14 protein-coding genes and 2 tRNA genes are annotated in these 16,451 nt (G+C 64.7%); 2 read left to right on the top strand and 14 right to left on the bottom strand.

Annotation, left to right across the window (positions count from 1 at the left end):
- The first annotated feature begins 19 nt into the window (after positions 1-19).
- Positions 20-400 carry an aspartate 1-decarboxylase gene (gene panD, locus CYJ07_RS16950; RefSeq protein ID WP_104204900.1) on the top strand — a complete coding sequence of 127 codons (381 nt, stop codon included), beginning with the start codon at positions 20-22 and terminating at the stop codon, positions 398-400.
- A gap of 123 nt (positions 401-523) precedes the next feature.
- The gene (locus tag CYJ07_RS16945) at positions 524-1,699 is read left to right on the top strand and encodes an acetyl-CoA C-acetyltransferase (protein ID WP_104204899.1); all 1,176 of its coding nucleotides are present in this window, start codon (positions 524-526) and stop codon (positions 1,697-1,699) included.
- A 115-nt stretch (positions 1,700-1,814) separates the two neighbouring features.
- Here CYJ07_RS16945 and pnp read toward each other — a convergent pair whose 3' ends face one another.
- The 14 genes from pnp to ftsH all read right to left on the bottom strand — a co-directional run bounded on the left by pnp (position 1,815) and on the right by ftsH (position 16,424).
- On the bottom strand, positions 1,815-3,947 hold the full coding sequence (pnp, locus tag CYJ07_RS16940; RefSeq protein WP_197038412.1) for a polyribonucleotide nucleotidyltransferase: 2,133 nt from the start codon (positions 3,945-3,947) through the stop codon (positions 1,815-1,817).
- A gap of 170 nt (positions 3,948-4,117) precedes the next feature.
- Positions 4,118-4,387 (bottom strand): 30S ribosomal protein S15, encoded by a 270-nt coding sequence (gene rpsO / locus CYJ07_RS16935; protein ID WP_104204897.1) that lies wholly within the window; start codon positions 4,385-4,387, stop codon positions 4,118-4,120.
- Between the two features lie 108 nt (positions 4,388-4,495).
- Positions 4,496-5,413 carry a tRNA pseudouridine(55) synthase TruB gene (gene truB / locus CYJ07_RS16930; RefSeq protein ID WP_104204896.1) on the bottom strand — a complete coding sequence of 306 codons (918 nt, stop codon included), beginning with the start codon at positions 5,411-5,413 and terminating at the stop codon, positions 4,496-4,498.
- Complete coding sequence (rbfA, locus tag CYJ07_RS16925; RefSeq protein WP_104204895.1) at positions 5,413-5,820, bottom strand: 30S ribosome-binding factor RbfA; 408 nt, start codon at positions 5,818-5,820, stop codon at positions 5,413-5,415. Before rbfA ends, truB begins: the two co-directional genes overlap by 1 nt.
- Before the next feature lie 18 nt (positions 5,821-5,838).
- Entirely contained in the window at positions 5,839-8,361 is a 2,523-nt protein-coding gene (gene infB, locus CYJ07_RS16920; protein ID WP_104204894.1) for a translation initiation factor IF-2, read from the bottom strand.
- 27 nt (positions 8,362-8,388) lie between these two features.
- On the bottom strand, positions 8,389-9,882 hold the full coding sequence (gene nusA, locus CYJ07_RS16915) for a transcription termination factor NusA (RefSeq protein ID WP_104204893.1): 1,494 nt from the start codon (positions 9,880-9,882) through the stop codon (positions 8,389-8,391).
- A 49-nt stretch (positions 9,883-9,931) separates the two neighbouring features.
- On the bottom strand, positions 9,932-10,393 hold the full coding sequence (gene rimP, locus CYJ07_RS16910; RefSeq protein ID WP_104204892.1) for a ribosome maturation factor RimP: 462 nt from the start codon (positions 10,391-10,393) through the stop codon (positions 9,932-9,934).
- Between the two features lie 210 nt (positions 10,394-10,603).
- A tRNA-Met gene (locus tag CYJ07_RS16905) sits at positions 10,604-10,680 on the bottom strand.
- A 133-nt stretch (positions 10,681-10,813) separates the two neighbouring features.
- Positions 10,814-10,900 (bottom strand) — tRNA-Leu (locus CYJ07_RS16900).
- A 21-nt stretch (positions 10,901-10,921) separates the two neighbouring features.
- Complete coding sequence (gene secG / locus CYJ07_RS16895) at positions 10,922-11,281, bottom strand: preprotein translocase subunit SecG (protein ID WP_104204891.1); 360 nt, start codon at positions 11,279-11,281, stop codon at positions 10,922-10,924.
- A 4-nt stretch (positions 11,282-11,285) separates the two neighbouring features.
- On the bottom strand, positions 11,286-12,035 hold the full coding sequence (gene tpiA / locus CYJ07_RS16890; RefSeq protein WP_104204890.1) for a triose-phosphate isomerase: 750 nt from the start codon (positions 12,033-12,035) through the stop codon (positions 11,286-11,288).
- 68 nt (positions 12,036-12,103) lie between these two features.
- Entirely contained in the window at positions 12,104-13,453 is a 1,350-nt protein-coding gene (gene glmM / locus CYJ07_RS16885) for a phosphoglucosamine mutase (RefSeq protein ID WP_104204889.1), read from the bottom strand.
- Positions 13,446-14,312, bottom strand: a complete 867-nt coding sequence (folP, locus tag CYJ07_RS16880; RefSeq protein WP_479688554.1) for a dihydropteroate synthase — start codon at positions 14,310-14,312, stop codon at positions 13,446-13,448. The genes glmM and folP overlap by 8 nt, the downstream gene beginning before the upstream one ends.
- A gap of 93 nt (positions 14,313-14,405) precedes the next feature.
- Positions 14,406-16,424 carry an ATP-dependent zinc metalloprotease FtsH gene (gene ftsH, locus CYJ07_RS16875; RefSeq protein ID WP_104204888.1) on the bottom strand — a complete coding sequence of 673 codons (2,019 nt, stop codon included), beginning with the start codon at positions 16,422-16,424 and terminating at the stop codon, positions 14,406-14,408.
- Between the last annotated feature and the right edge of the window lie 27 nt (positions 16,425-16,451).

Here is a 16,451-nt window from a genome sequence, read left to right as displayed (position 1 = left end):
CCCGGAGGAACGAGTCCGCATGTTCACCATCATGCTTAAGGCCAAGCTGCACATGGCCCGCGTCACCCACGCCGTACTCAACTACGAGGGCTCCTGCGCCATCGACGGCGAGCTGCTCGACATGTCCGGCATACGCGAGAACGAGCAGATCCAGATCTACAACGTCGAGAACGGCCAGCGCTTCACCACCTACGCCATTCGCGCCGAGGAAGGCTCGCGTATCGTCTCGATCAACGGCGCCGCCGCTCATCTGGCCGGTCCCGACGACCGCGTCATCATTTGCAGCTATGCTCACTACAGTGAGGCCGAGCTGGAGAACCACCAGCCGGCCCTGGTCTACCTGCAGGAAGGAAACGCCGTCAGCCATACCAGCAACGCCATTCCCGTGCAGTTCGCCTGACGGCTGGCACGAGACCGAGAGGCCTTCCCTCCGCGGGTTCCCCCTATGGGGCATTGCCGCAGTGCACAACAGTCGCCTATGCTGGTGCCGTATGCGTCTGTGACCGACTTCAGGAGAATTCCAATGCAAGACGTGGTGATCGTTGCCGCACGCCGTACCGCCATCGGCGCCTTCGGCGGCTCGCTTTCCGGTATCGCCGCCAGCGACCTGGGTGCGCTGGTGATCAAGGATATCCTGGCTTCCACCGGAGTCGCCCCCGAGCAAGTCGACGAGGTGCTGCTGGGCCAGGTGCTGACCGCAGGGGTGGGTCAGAACCCGGCACGTCAGGCCGCCATCAAGGCAGGCCTGCCGCATGCCGTGCCCGCCATGACCATTAACAAGGTCTGCGGCTCCGGTCTTAAGGCGCTGCATCTGGCGACCCAGGCGATCCGCTGCGGCGACGCCGAGCTGATCCTCGCCGGCGGCCAGGAAAACATGTCGGCCTCCCCTCATGTACTGCCCAATTCACGTAACGGGCAGCGCATGGGCGACTGGAAGGCGATCGACAGCATGGTCCACGACGGCTTGTGGGACGCGTTCAACAATTTCCACATGGGCATCACCGCGGAGAACCTTGCCGAGAAGTACGGCATCACCCGCGAGCAGATGGACGAATTCGCCGCCGCCTCGCAGCAGAAGGCCGCCGCCGCGATCCGGGAAGGTCGCTTCAAGAGTCAGATCGTGCCGGTCGAGATTCCCCAGCGCAAGGGCGATCCGCTGGTGTTCGATACCGACGAGAACCCCCGCGAAGTGACCGCCGACAAGCTCGGCGGGATGAAACCCGCGTTCAAGAAGGATGGCACCGTCACTGCCGGCAACGCCTCTTCGATCAATGACGGCGCGGCGGTAACGATGATCTGCTCCGCCGACAAGGCGCGCGAACTCGGCCTCGAGCCGCTGGCGCGCATCGCCGCCTACAGCAATGCCGGCGTCGACCCGGCGATCATGGGTATCGGCCCCGCCCCGGCGACTCGCCGCTGCCTGGAGAAAGCCGGCTGGACGCTGGACGATCTCGACCTGGTCGAGGCCAACGAGGCCTTCGCCGCCCAGGCGCTCTCGGTCAACAAGGAACTCGGCTGGGATACTTCCAAGGTCAACGTCAACGGCGGCGCCATTGCCCTTGGCCACCCCATCGGTGCCTCCGGCTGCCGCGTACTGGTCTCGCTGTTGCACGAGATGATCGCTCGCGATGCCAAGAAGGGCCTGGCGACCTTGTGCATCGGCGGCGGGCAGGGTGTCGCCTTGGCTATTGAACGCTAAACGCGCTGCGCGTGAGCCCAAAGCCCAAAGCCCAAAGCAGAGCCTAAAAAGAACCGCCCCCTCAGCCTGGCTGCGGGGGCGGTTTACTTTCAACTTCTAGCTTTCGGCTTAAGGCTTACAGCGCGGTCTCGACCTGCTCGGCTTCGAAGGCCGCCTTCTCTTCCGGCGTGATCTCCTTGATGGTGAGCTTCACGCGGTTGCGGTTGTCGATGTCGAGCACCTTGACCACCACCTCGTCACCCTCGTTGAGGAAATCGCGCACGTCGTTGACCCGCTCGGGCACGATCTGCGAGATGTGCACCAGGCCATCGGTACCCGGCATGATGTTGACGAAGGCGCCGAAGTCGGCGATCCGCACCACCTTGCCACGGTAGAGCTTGCCGATCTCGGCCTCGGCGGTAATGGCGAGCACGGTGTCGATGGCCTTCTTGGCCGCCGCCTTGTCCTCGGCGTAGATGCGCACGGTACCGTCATCGTCGAGATCGATGGAGGCACCGGTGTCCTCGCAGATCTTGCGGATGGTGGCGCCGCCCTTGCCGATGACGTCGCGGATCTTCTCCGGGTCGATCTTGATGGTGGCCATCGAGGGCGCGTTCTCGGAGACTTCGGCACGGCTTTGGCTGATCACCGTGTTCATCTGCTCGAGGATGTGCAGACGGGCATCATGGGCCTGCTGCAGGGCGATCTCCATGATCTCCTCGTTGATGCCCTCGATCTTGATGTCCATCTGCAGGGCGGTGACGCCGGCGGCCGAACCGGCCACCTTGAAGTCCATGTCGCCCAGATGGTCCTCGTCGCCGAGGATATCGGTGAGCACGGCGAAGCCGTTCTCGTCCTTCACCAGACCCATGGCGATACCCGCCACCGGCGCCTTCATCGGCACGCCGGCGTCCATCAGGGCTAGCGAGGCACCGCACACAGAGGCCATGGAGCTCGAACCGTTGGATTCGGTGATCTCCGATACCACACGAATGGTATAGGGAAAGTCCGCCTCGTCGGGCAGCATCGCCTGCACGCCGCGGCGCGCCAGACGGCCGTGACCGATCTCACGGCGCTTGGGACCGCCCATGAAGCCGGCCTCGCCCACGCTATAGGGCGGGAAGTTGTAGTGCAGCAGGAAGCGATCCTTGCGCTCGCCTTCCAGTGACTCGATCAGCTGGGCGTCGCGCAGAGTACCCAGGGTGGCGATGACGATCGCCTGGGTCTCGCCACGGGTGAAAATGGCCGAGCCGTGGGTCTTGGGCAGGCTGCCCACTTCGATGGCCAGCGGCCGCACGGTCTTCTGGTCACGGCCATCGATACGCGGCTCACCCTTGATGACGCGACTGCGCACTACGCGCTTCTCGAGGCTGGCGAAGGCACCCTTGACCTCCTCGGCGGCGTACTGACCTTCCTCCTCACCGGCGAACTGCTCTACCGCCTGCTCCTTGAGCGCAGCGAGGGCGTCCTGACGCGCCATCTTGTCGATGATGCGGTAGGCTTCGCCGACCTTGGCCTCGAAGGCTGTGGCGACGGCCTGCTTGAGCGCGGTGTTCTCGGCAACGGGTTGCCAATCCCACTTCGGCTTGCCGGCTTCGGCGACGAGTTCGTTGATCGCGCGGATGGCCACCTGCATTTCCTGGTGACCGTAGAGCACGGCGCCGAGCATCTCGTCCTCGAGCAGCTCCTCGGCTTCGGACTCCACCATCAGCACGGCCTTCTCGGTGCCGGCGACCACCATGTCCAGCTCGGAGCCGGTAAGCTCTTCCACGGTGGGGTTGAGGAAGTAGCCCTTGTCCTCGTTGAAGCCGACGCGGGCCGCACCGATGGGGCCATTGAACGGCACGCCGGAAATGGCCAGCGCGGCGGAAGTGCCGAGCATTGCCGCGATGTCCGGGTCATGGTTGCGGTCGGTGGAGAGCACCGTACAGATGACCTGCACCTCGTTCATGAAGCCCTTGGGGAATAGCGGGCGAATCGGGCGGTCGATCAGCCGCGAGGTGAGGGTTTCCTTCTCGGTGGGACGCCCCTCGCGCTTGAAGAAGCCACCAGGGATCTTACCCACTGCGTAGGTCTTCTCCTGGTAATGCACGGAGAGCGGGAAGAACGGCTGACTGGGGTTGGCTTCCTTCCTGGCCACTACGGTGCACAGCACCACGGTCTCGTCCATGGTGACCAGAACGGCACCGGTGGCCTGGCGAGCGATGCGCCCGGTTTCCAAGGTGACGGTGCTGCGACCGTACTGAAACGTTTTCTTTACCGGATTCACGGCGACTTCCTTCAACTTGTCTCTACTTCATGTATGGGTCGTTTTTGACTCGGCGACCATTTTAGGGGTTGACGCGCGCGAGAGCCACCTATACCGCCGCTTTCACCCCCACAAACGCAAAACGGGCAGCCCCATGGGGCTGCCCGTTTCTTTCCAGCTCAGCGCGTCGATTAACGACGCAGGCCGAGGCGCTGAATCAGTGCCTGATAGCGCGAGAGATCCTTGCGCTTCAGGTAGTCCAGCAGCTTGCGGCGCTGGTTGACCATGCGGATCAGACCACGACGCGAGTGGTGATCCTGCTTGTTGGTCTTGAAGTGATCCTGCAGGCCGTCGATGTTGGCGGTCAGCAGGGCCACCTGAACCTCGGGGGAACCGGTATCGTTGTCGCCACGGCCGTATTCCTTAACGATCTCGGCCTTCTGTTCAGCGGTCAGTGCCATCTGTCTCTCCAGTAAGCAATATGCCTGAGTGATGAATGTGTGAGACCACGCATATTTGCAGTCTCGGGCGTTTCTCCTTAGAAAGCGCGGACAGCGTCTCGCGCCTCCTCAACCGGCCGCCGTGTTCAGCAACCGCTTCGGTGCCACCTCCTGTGGCCCCGTTACCACACCGAGCCCGATGAAGGCTTCGCCGTAGTAGAGTCTCGTCGTCTCGCCGACCTTCATGCCGGCTTCGTCGACGCTGGCCGCCTGGCCGTGCATCAGCCGCCGCCTGGCCATATCGTCCACGTCGAGGCGCGGCAGATGCGCCACCAGCACGTCAACGGGCAGCAGCGCCGCTTCGCGCTCGTCCTGGCCAGGCAATGCCTCCAGCGCCTCCAGCGGCAGCATTCCTTCGCTGTCGAAAGGACCGGTGGCGAGACGTCGCAGGGCGGTGATATGTGCCCCGCAGCCTAGCGCATGGCCGATGTCCTCGGCGAGCGTGCGGATGTAGGTGCCCTTGCTCACCCGCGCCTCGAACTCGAAGGCATCGCCCTCGAAGGCGAGCAGCCGGGCATCATACACTGTCACGCGACGCACTGCACGCTCGACGGTCTTGCCCTCGCGAGCCAGCTCGTAGAGCTTACGCCCGTGGTGCTTGAGCGCCGAATGCATCGGCGGGACCTGCTTGATCTCGCCGCGAAAGCGCTCAAGCACGCGCTCGACGTCCGCAGCCGACAACGCCGGTACCTCGCAGCGCTCGATCACCTCGCCGTCGGCGTCGGCGGTATCGGTCACTGCGCCCAACAGCACGCGGGTACGATAGACCTTGTCGGCCTCGAGCAGGTGAGCCGAGAACTTCGTCGCCTCACCGAGGCAGACCGGCAACAACCCAGTCGCCATGGGATCCAGCGTGCCGGTATGCCCCGCTTTCTGCGCCTGCAGCAGACGCCGGGCGCGCTGCAGGGCGTGATTGCTCGAAGCCCCCTTGGGCTTGTCGAGCAGCAGTACACCGTTGACCGGCAGGCCGCGGCGACGGCGCGCCATCAGTCGCGCTCTCCTTCGCCGCCATCGTCCGCCTCGTCCTCATGGCGAGCACGGTCGCTTTCGACCGCCTCGTCGATCAGCGAGGAGAGCCGCTGCCCGCGCACCACGCTCTCGTCGTAGTGGAAACGCAGCTCCGGTACGTGGCGCAGCTTGATACGCCTCGCGATCTGGCTGCGCAGAAAGCCGGAGGCCTGGCGGAGCACCTTCAGGTTCTCCTTGATGCGCTCGGGATCGTCCTCGCCCAGCAGGGTCACGTGGACGTCCGCATAGCCGAGGTCACGGCTGACCGTGACCCCGCTGACGGTGACCATGCCCAGGCGCGGATCCTTGACCTCGCGCTGGATCAACACGGCCAGCTCCTTCTGCAGCTGGTCACCGACCCGGTCGGTACGCTTGAACTCGCGCATGTTCCACTCCCGCTGCGATTACAGCGTCCGCTCGACCCGGACCTGATCGAAGACCTCGATCTTGTCGCCGACTTGGACGTCGTTGTAGTTCTTGACGCCGATGCCGCACTCCATGCCGTTGCGCACTTCCTGCACGTCGTCCTTGAAGCGGCGCAGCGACTCGAGCTCGCCCTCGTAGATGACCACGTTGTCGCGCAGCACGCGGATCTTCTTGTTACGGAAGACGGTGCCCTCGACCACCATGCAGCCGGCCACGGCGCCGATCTTGGGTGCGCGGAAGACGTCGCGAACCTCGGCCACGCCGACGATCTCTTCCTTCCACTCCGGCGCCAGCATGCCGCTCATGGCCTGCTTGACCTCGTCGATGAGCTGGTAGATGACGCTGTAGTAGCGCAGATCCAGCCCTTCACGCTCGATGATCTCGCGGGCGGCGGCGTCGGCACGCACGTTGAAGCCGACCACAATGGCCTCGGAGGCCAGCGCCAGGTTGGCGTCGGTGCCGGTGATGCCGCCCACGCCGGAGGAGACCACCGCCACCTGCACCTCGTCGGTGGAGAGCTCTTCCAAGGCGCCGCGAATGGCTTCCAGCGAGCCCTGCACGTCGGCCTTGAGCACGATGTTGACCTTGGCCACCTCGTCCTGCCCCATCTGGCTGAACATGTTCTCCAGTTTGGCCTTCTGCTGACGTGCCAGGCGAACCTCGCGATACTTGCCCTGACGGAAGTTGGCGACCTCACGGGCCTTCTTCTCGTCGGCCACGACCATGAAGTCGTCACCCGCCTCGGGCGTGCCGTCGAGACCCTGGATCTCCACCGGCATGGCGGGGCCAGCCGAGTCGACCTGCTGACCCAGCTCGTTGATCAGGGCACGCACGCGGCCGTAGTGCAGGCCGGCGAGCACGATGTCGCCCCTCTTCAGGGTGCCGTTCTGAACCAACACGGTGGCCACCGGGCCACGCCCCTTGTCGAGACGCGACTCGACCACCACGCCCTTGCCGGGCGCTTCCGGCACGGCCTTGAGCTCGAGCACCTCGGAGACCAGCAATACGGACTCCAGCAGCGCGTCGATGCCTTCGCCGGTCTTGGCCGAGACGTGCACGAACTGGGTGTCGCCGCCCCATTCCTCTGAGATGACGCCGTGCTGCGACAGCTCGTTCTTGACCCGGTCAGGGTCCGCCGAAGGCTTGTCGATCTTGTTGACCGCCACGACCATCGGCACGCCTGCCGCCTTGGAGTGCTCGACCGCCTCGATGGTCTGCGGCATGACGCCGTCATCGGCAGCCACCACCAGGATGACCACGTCGGTCGCCTTGGCACCGCGGGCACGCATGGCGGTGAACGCCGCGTGGCCGGGGGTGTCGAGGAACGTCACGCCACCATGCTCGCCTTCCACGTGGTAGGCGCCGATGTGCTGGGTAATGCCGCCTGCCTCGCCAGTGGCGACCTTGGCTTGGCGAATGTAGTCGAGCAGCGAGGTCTTGCCGTGGTCGACGTGACCCATGACCGTGACCACCGGCGAACGGGTGATCTCCTCGCCTTCGTAGGAGATGCCCTCGAGCATTTCGGTCTCGAGCGCGTCGTCCTTGATCAGCTTGGGCTTGTGGCCCATCTCCTCGACCACAATGGCCGCGGTATCCTGATCGATGGTCTGGTTGATGGTCACCGCCGCACCCATGGTGAACATGGTCTTGATGACCTCGTTGGCCTTGATCGACATCTTGTCGGCCAGCTCGGCAACGCTGATCGACTCGGGGATCGAGACCTCGCGCACGATCGGCTGCGTCGGCTTCTGGAAACCGTGCTTGCCGCCGCCCTGGCTGGCACCGCGGCGCCCGCCGCGGCGCTCGGCGCGCTTGACCTTCTTGCCGCCGCCACGACGGCGCTCCTCGCGATCGCCGCGATCGTCCTCGTCGCGATCGTGGCGCCCCTTCTTGGCCGAAGCCTTCTTGGGCGGCGCGGTACGACGGTCGGTGCGACCCTCTTTCGGCGGGGCGGGCGGCTCGGGTTCGCCGGCCGGTTCCGCGGTGGCTTCCAGCTCGGGCACCGAAATCTCGGGCTCGGCGGCGGCCTTCGGCGCCTCGGCCTTGGTGGCCTCCTCGCGAGCGGCCACTTCACGGGCGGTTTGCTCATCGGCGCGAGCCTGGGCCTGCTCCGCCTCGCGTGCCGCCTCGGCCTGGGCCATGTCGCCTACCAGCTGGCGCGGGCCGGATTCTTCCGCCGGCTCGGGCTGAGAGGTTTCCTCTTCCTCGGCGCGCTTGACGTAGGTACGCTTCTTGCGCACCTGCACTTCGATGGTCTTGCCGCGCTCGCCGGTCTTGATCCGGCTGCGCGTCTTGCGCGTCAGGGTAATGCGATTGCGCGCCCCGGCACCCGTACCACCGTGGCTCTTGGTCAGGTAATCGAGCAGCTTGCGCTTGTCCTCCTCGGACACGGCATCGCTCTCGGACTTGTGCTCAAGCCCGGCTTCCTTCATCTGTTCCAGCAGGCGGGGCACATCGCGCCCCACCTTCGCTGCGAAATCTTTAACGGTCATTTCCGACATCTCGACCCTCCTCAGCCCGTGACCCGTTTACTGTTCGTTCTCGAACCAGGGCGCACGGGCAGTCATGATCAGTGCTGCAGCGCGCTCCTCGTCCATGCCCTCGATATCCATCAGATCGTCGACGGACTGCTCGGCGAGGTCCTCCATGGTGACGATGCCCCGGCTCGCCAGGATGAAGGCCAAGTGCCGCTCCATGCCATCCATTTCAAGCAGGTCATCGGCGGGTTGCGCACCGTCCAGCTCCTCCTCGGAGGCGATGGCCAAGGTCAGCAGTTCGTCCTTGGCACGGGCGCGCAGCTCTTCCACCAGGTCCTCGTCCAGCTCCTCGATTTCAAGCATCTCCTCGAGGGGCACGTAGGCGATCTCCTCCAGCGTGGTGAAGCCTTCTTCCACCAGCAGCCGGGCGAGGTCGTCCTCGATTTCCAGATGCTGGATGAAGTGCTCGACCAGGCTATCGATCTCCTGTTCGCGCTTGTCTTCGGCTTCGCCCTCCGTCATGACGTTGATTCGCCAACCGGTGAGTTCGGAAGCCAGGCGGACATTCTGACCGCTGCGGCCGATGGCCTGGGCCAGGTTGTCCTCGGCCACGGCGACGTCCATGGCATGGGCGTCCTCGTCGACCAGGATCGAGGCGACATCCGCCGGCGCCATGGCATTGATCACCAGCTGGGCGGGGTTGTCGTCCCACAGAATGATGTCGACCCGCTCGTTCTGCAGCTCGCTCGACACCGCCTGCACGCGCGAGCCGCGCATGCCGACGCAGGCCCCGACCGGATCGATCCGCCGGTCGTTGGTCTTGACCGCGATCTTGGCCCGGGAACCGGGATCGCGCGCCGCACCCTTGATCTCGATGAGCTGCTCGGCGATTTCCGGTACCTCGATCTTGAACAGCTCGATGATCAGTTCGGGGCAGGTACGCGACAGAATCAGCTGGGCACCGCGCGCCTCGGCGTCGACCTTGACCAGCAGCGCGCGCACCCGGTCGTTCATGCGATAGCGCTCGCCCGGAATCATCTCGCTGCGCGGCAGGAACGCCTCGGCGTTGTCGCCCAGGTCGATGATCAGGCCGTCGCGGGTGGTCTTCTTGACGATGCCGGCGACCAGCTCGCCCTCACGCTCGGCGTATTGGCGGACCACCTCGGCGCGCTCGGCCTCGCGCACCTTTTGCACGATGACCTGCTTGGCGGTCTGGGCGGCGATGCGCCCAAAGGCGGCGTTCTCGATCTGCTCCTCGACCACGTCGCCCAACGTGAGCGGCGGATCGCGGCGCTCGGCGAACGACTGCTTGATCTCGGCATCGGGGTTCTCGAACTCGTCGTCCTCCACCACTTCCCAGCGGCGGAAGGTCTCGTAGTCCCCGGTGCTGCGGTCGATATGCACCCGCACGCTGACCTCGCGGCCCTCGAAGCGCTTGCGTGACGCGCTGGCCAATGCCGCTTCGACGGCCTCGAAGATCACGTCACGGGGCACGCCTTTCTCGTTGGAGATCGCGTCGACGACCGTCAGAATTTCTTTACTCATGCCTTTGCCTCGCCAGAAAACCTGTTCTTATGCACCGACCTCGGTGACCTCAGTCCTCGAACCGGGGGACCACCCGCGCCTGATCGATGCTTTCGATAGGAAAGCAGTACTCTTCTTCATCGAGCCGCAGCAGCACCTCGTCCTTCTCGATGCCGGCCAGCAGCCCCTGGAACTTACGCCGCCCATCGAAGGGAACGCGCAGCTTCAACGCCACCTCGTGCCCCGCGAAGCGGGCGAACTGGTCGAGGGTGAAGAGCGGACGGTCCATGCCCGGTGACGAGACCTCCAGGCGATACTCGCCCGGAATGGGATCCTCCACGTCGAGCACGGCGCTGACCTGGCGACTGACGTCAGCGCAATGATCCACGCTCACACCGTCGGCATGATCAATGTAGATCACCAGCCGGGAGTGCTTGCCCTGGGGGCGATAGTCGATGCCCCAGAGCTCGAATCCCATGGCGGTGACCACCGGTTCGATCAGCGCATACAGCGCAGCGTCCTTGAGTGCCACAGAAAAGCTCCTACAGCCGTTGCATCAGGCACCTGGCCGGGAGTGAACAGGAAAGCTAGGTGGCTGATTGGCGTTGCCCGGATAAGCGCTACCGGCAAGACCGGCAGTATGCTGCTAACAAAAAGCCCCTTCGCAGGAAGGGGCCTTTCACAAGAAACCTGTGTTACCACTTCGGCCCGCTGTCGCCCCTTCGGGACGCTCGGCCGGAGATGGTAGCGGGGACCGGATTTGAACCGATGACCTTCGGGTTATGAGCCCGACGAGCTACCAGACTGCTCCACCCCGCAACATTCCAGGTCGGCGATTGTAGACGCCCGCCTCCCTCGGGTCAAGACCTAAGGCGTGGCCACGTTTACAATTTCCTGGTGCCAATCCTGCTTCTGACGCCTCACGCCCTCAACGAGAACGCAGCGTTTCAGATGGTGCCGAAGGCGGGACTTGAACCCGCACGACCATAAGGTCACTACCCCCTCAAGATAGCGTGTCTACCAATTCCACCACTTCGGCTTGCTTGACTGCCGGAGGCGACTAACCGTCGCTTTCCTCCAGCACTGGCGCGGTATTATCCACATCACGGGCTTCGTCGTCAAGCGTGGGCAGCCCGCTCTGCTGTTCGATCAGACGCGCGTCGGGTATTCCCGCCTCCGGAGCCTCGCTGGCCTGGCTGGCGAAATAAGCCAGGGTCAGCGAGGTGGCGAAGAAGGCCGCCGCCAGCACCGCGGTAGTCCGGGACAGGAAACTGCCGCTGCCGCGCGAGCCGAATACGGTCTGCGAGGCGCCGCCGCCGAAGGCGGCACCGGCCTCGGCGCCCTTGCCCTGCTGCAGCAGGATCAGAACGACCAGGGCAATGGCGATCGCCACATGGATCATGAGAATGGCAACTTGCATGGATTCAACCTGCTGACTGACAAATGGCTAGGAAGTCGTCGACCTTGAGCGAAGCACCGCCCACCAGGCCGCCGTCGATATCGGGCTGAGCCAGCAGCTCGGCCGCGTTGCCGGCATTCATGCTGCCGCCATAGAGCAGGCGCATGCTCGCCGCCAGGTCGCGGTCGAAGCTGGCCTGGTATTCGCGAATCCCGGCCATGACCTCCTGTGCCTGATCGGGAGTCGCCGTGCGCCCCGTGCCGATGGCCCACACCGGCTCGTAGGCGATGACAATTCGCGTGCGCTGTTCCGGCTCCAGGCGTGCCATCACGTAGCCCACCTGGCGCAGGACCACTTCCTTGGTCTTGCCGGCGTCGCGCTCCTCCAGCGTCTCGCCGACACACAGGATCGGCGTAATGTCGGCGCTCAGCGCTGCCAGCAGCCGATCGTGGACGGCCGCATCGTCCTCACGGTAGAGCTGGCGGCGCTCGGAGTGCCCCACCAGGGCGAACTCGACACCGAACTCCTTGAGCATGCGTCCGCTCACCTCACCGGTGCGGGCACCGGAGTGCAGCGGGTTCAGCGTTTGCGCACCCAGGCGCAGGCGCGTGCCGTCGAAGGCGCGCCGCGCCGCGTCCAGGTAGGGAAAGGGCGGCAGTATGACCACGTCCAGCGACGCCGGGAGCGTCTTCTCGGTAAAGGCACGACCGAAATCCTCGACCAGAGAGGCCGAGCCGTTCATCTTCCAGTTCCCGGCGATCAGCGGCGTTCGCATGCGGCGTCCTCTTTCAAAGTGGAGCGAAATGGTATAGGAGGCGCCAGGTCAAGACAACCTTCGCGGTGTCAGACCAACACCCCTTCCACCTCGTCGGCCAACTGTCGAGCCAACGCCTCGACATCGAGGTGCGCCCGGCCTTCAACCATGACACGTATCAGCGGCTCGGTACCCGAAGGACGCAGCAGCACCCGCCCCTCGTCGCCCAACTGCTCCTCCAGCGCGGCCACGGCATCCTTCACCGCGGGGGCATCGATCAGCGCCTTGGCGTCGCTGCCCGGCGTCAGGCGCACGTTGACCAGCGCCTGAGGCACTTTCTCCAGCCCCGAGAGCAGCGACTGCAGCGGCTTGCCCTCGCTGACCATGATCGCCAGCACCTGCAGCGCCGAGACGATCCCATCGCCGGTGCTCTGCACGTCGGCGCAGACGATATGGCCCGATGACTCGCCGCCGAGCTGCCAGTTGTTTTCCAGCAGACGCTCGACCACGTAGCGGTCGCCGACCTTGACCCGCTCGAAGGGAATATCCATGCGCTCCAGCGCCATGGCCAGCCCGAAGTTGGTCATCAAGGTACCTACGACGCCCCCCTGGAGCTGCCCGCGCTCATGCCGATCGCGCGCGATCAGGTAGAGAATGTCGTCACCGTCGATCTCGCGGCCGTCGGCATCGACCATCAGCACCCGGTCGCCGTCACCGTCGAAGGCGATACCCAGGTCGGCGCCCTGCTGGATCACTGCGGCGCGCAGGCTGGCCGGTGAGGTGGAACCCACTTCGCGGTTGATATTGAGACCGTCGGGGCTGGCACCGACCAGACTGATCTCGGCGCCCAGCTCGCGGAAGACATTGGGGGCGATGTGGTAGGTAGCCCCGTGGGCGCAGTCGAGGACCATGCGCAATCCGTGCAGACTGACACGATTGGGGATGGTCGACTTGCAGAACTCGATGTAGCGACCGGCGGCATCGTCGATGCGCACGGCCTTGCCCAGCTTGCCTGCCGCTACCGTAGTCAGCGGCTCGTCGAGCACAGCCTCGATGCGCTCCTCGATCGCATCAGCGAGCTTGGTGCCCGCTGTGGAAAAGAATTTGATGCCGTTGTCGGCGAAAGGGTTGTGTGAGGCCGAGATGACGATGCCGGCATCGGCGCGGAAGGTGCGCGTCAGGTACGCGATGCCCGGCGTGGGCATGGGGCCGAGCAGCGCCACGTCGACGCCGGCGGCAGAGAGTCCAGCTTCTAGGGCAGACTCGAACATGTAGCCTGAGATACGCGTATCCTTGCCGATCAATACCCGCGCGCGGCCGGAATCGCGAGCCAGCACCCGGCCCATGGCCCAGCCCAGCTTGAGCATAAAATCGGGCGTGATGGGGTACTCACCAACCGTTCCGCGAATGCCATCCGTACCGAAGTATTTTCTAGTCATGCTCGCAGCCTTCCCTTAGCACGGCCCATGTCATGTTCACCGCATCCAGGACAGGGCCGACATCATGGACGCGAAGGATCCTGGCGCCGCGCTCGACCGCAAGCGATGCCAGTGCCAGGCCACCCGGAAGACGCTCCTCCACCGGTCGCCCCAGCACCTTGCCGATCATGCTCTTGCGCGACATGCCCACGAGCAGCGGCAGGTTCAGGCGAGTCACCCGATCCATGCGATTGAGCAGGCGCAGGTTGTGCTCGACCGTCTTACCGAATCCGAAGCCGGGATCGAGCAGCAGGCGCTCGCGGCGCAGCCCCACCGCCTCACAGGCCGTTACGCGCGCCTCGAGAAAATCGATCACTGCCTCCTCGATGGGAGCATCATAGCGAGGCGACTGCTGCATGTCCTGCGGCTCGCCCTGGATGTGCATCAGGCATACCGGCAGCCCCGTGCCCAGTGCCGCCTCGATGGCTCCCTCACGCTGCAGGGCACGCACGTCGTTGATCATACCCGCGCCCAGCGCCGCGGTCTCGCGCATAACCGTCGGACAGCTGGTATCCACCGAGACCAGCGCGTCGAACTCGCAGATGAGGCGCTCGACCACCGGCGCCACCCGGTCGAGCTCCTGCTGGGTGGAAACCGGTTGCGCGCCGGGGCGGGTCGATTCGCCGCCCACATCGATGATCGCCGCCCCCTCAGCCAACATGCGCTCGGCGTGGCGCATGGCATCGTCGAGAAGGATATGGCAGCCACCATCGGAAAAGGAGTCGGGCGTTACGTTGAGGATCCCCATGACACGGGGGAAGGAAAGATCGAGGCGATGCCGGCCACACGGCAGCCAGGTCGGCGAAGCGGTTTCGGTCATGTCATGGATTCCGTGGAGCAGGACGGAACGAAAGGGAGTGTGGCGCCCGCACGGCAAAGGCGCCCCGGAGGGGCGCCTGCGTGGAGGGCCGGATCACGACCCGGCGGGGCCGCCCAGCGGATCGGAGGGACGGCGACGGGTATCTTCGTCCTCGTCCTCGTCACCCTGATCCCCGCCATCACTGCTGTTGCCGCTGTCGGTCGGCTCGGCTGCCGGCGCCTCGTCGCGCTTGGGCTCGGCTTCGCCGACAATCGGCGAGCCGCTGCCGGAGTCGCCGTCTTCCCAGTCCTTCGGCGGGCGGGGCTTGCGGCCTTCCATGATGTCGCGTAGCTGGTCGGCGTCAATGGTCTCGTATAGCATCAGCGCCTCGGCCATGGCATCGAGCTTGTCGCGGTTCTCCTCGAGAATGCGCTTCGCCTCGGCGTAACACTCGTCGATGATCTTGCGCACTTCCTTGTCGAGCCGGGTGGTGGTTTCACCGGACTTAAGCTTGCCGCCGCCCTGGCCCGGGCCGCCGAGGAACTGGTGGGACTCGTCCTCGTCGTACATGATCGGGCCCATTTCCTCGGACAAACCCCACTTGGCGACCATATTGTGGGCCAGCTCGGTGGCACGCTTGATGTCGTTGGACGCCCCGGTGGTGACGCCATTCGGCCCCAGGGTCATCTCCTCAGCGATGCGACCGCCGAACAGCGAGCAGATCTGGCTGATCAACTGTTGGCGCGACAGACTGTAGCGATCCTGCTCGGGCAGGAACATGGTCACGCCCAGCGCTCGCCCACGCGGAATGATGGTCACCTTGTAGACCGGGTCGTGCTCCGGCATCACCAGACCGATGATGGCGTGCCCCGACTCGTGATAGGCGGTGTTGAGCTTCTCCTTGTCGGTCATGACCATGGAGCGGCGCTCGGCGCCCATCATGATCTTGTCCTTGGCCAGCTCCAACTCTTCCATGCTCACCAGTCGCTTGTTGCGACGAGCGGCGAACAATGCCGCCTCGTTGACCAGGTTGGCCAGATCGGCGCCGGAGAAACCCGGGGTACCGCGGGCAATCAGCGACGGCTTGACGTCGTCGCCCAGCGGCACCTTGCGCAGGTGTACGTTGAGAATATGCTCGCGACCGCGGATGTCGGGCAGAGGCACTACCACCTGACGGTCAAAGCGCCCCGGACGCAGCAGCGCGGGGTCGAGTACGTCAGGGCGGTTAGTGGCCGCAATGACGATGATGCCCTCGTTAGCCTCGAAGCCGTCCATCTCCACCAGCAGCTGGTTGAGGGTCTGCTCGCGCTCGTCGTTGCCGCCACCCATGCCGGCGCCGCGCGAACGGCCCACGGCGTCTATCTCGTCGATGAAGATGATGCAAGGGGCCTGCTTCTTGGCCTGCTCGAACATGTCACGCACGCGGGAAGCGCCCACGCCGACGAACATCTCGACGAAGTCGGAGCCAGAGATCGAGAAGAACGGCACCTTGGCCTCGCCGGCGATGGATTTCGCCAGCAGCGTCTTGCCCGTTCCCGGCGGGCCCACCATCAGCACGCCGCGCGGGATGGTGCCGCCCAAACGCTGGAACTTGGAGGGATCGCGCAGAAAGTCGACCAGTTCCTCGACTTCCTCCTTGGCCTCGTCGCAGCCGGCGACGTCGGCGAAGGTGGTCTTGATCTGGTCCTGAGACAGCAACTTGGCCTTGGACTTGCCGAAACTCATCGGTCCGCCCTTGCCGGCACCACCACCCTGCATCTGGCGCATGAAGAACATGAAGATGGCCAGTATCAGCAGGATCGGGAAGCTTGCAATCAGCAAGCGGGTCCACAGACTCTGCTGCTGCGGCTCCTTGCCCACCACGGTGACATTGTTGGAGAGCAAATCATCCATCAGCTTGGGGTCTTCCGCCGCCGGTCGGATGGTCTGAAACTGCGAGCCGTCAACGCGCTCACCGCTGATGGTGTAGCCGTCGATGGTCACGCTGCGGACCTGCTGATTCTGCACCTGCTGGACGAACTGGGAGTAGTTCATCGTTTGCGGGGTGCTATCGACGCTGAAGTTGTTGAACACCGTTAGCAGCACTGCCGCGATGACCAACCACAGAATCAAGTTCTTCGCCATATCGTTCAAGGGACTACCCTCATTGCAAGCATCTCT

Origin of the sequence: Billgrantia saliphila (assembly GCF_002930105.1) — a bacterium.
In the GTDB taxonomy this organism is placed as follows: Bacteria; Pseudomonadota; Gammaproteobacteria; order Pseudomonadales; family Halomonadaceae; genus Halomonas; species Halomonas saliphila.
The sequence above is the reverse complement of the archived record's forward strand: the minus strand, read 5'-3'. Positions and strand labels throughout refer to the sequence as shown.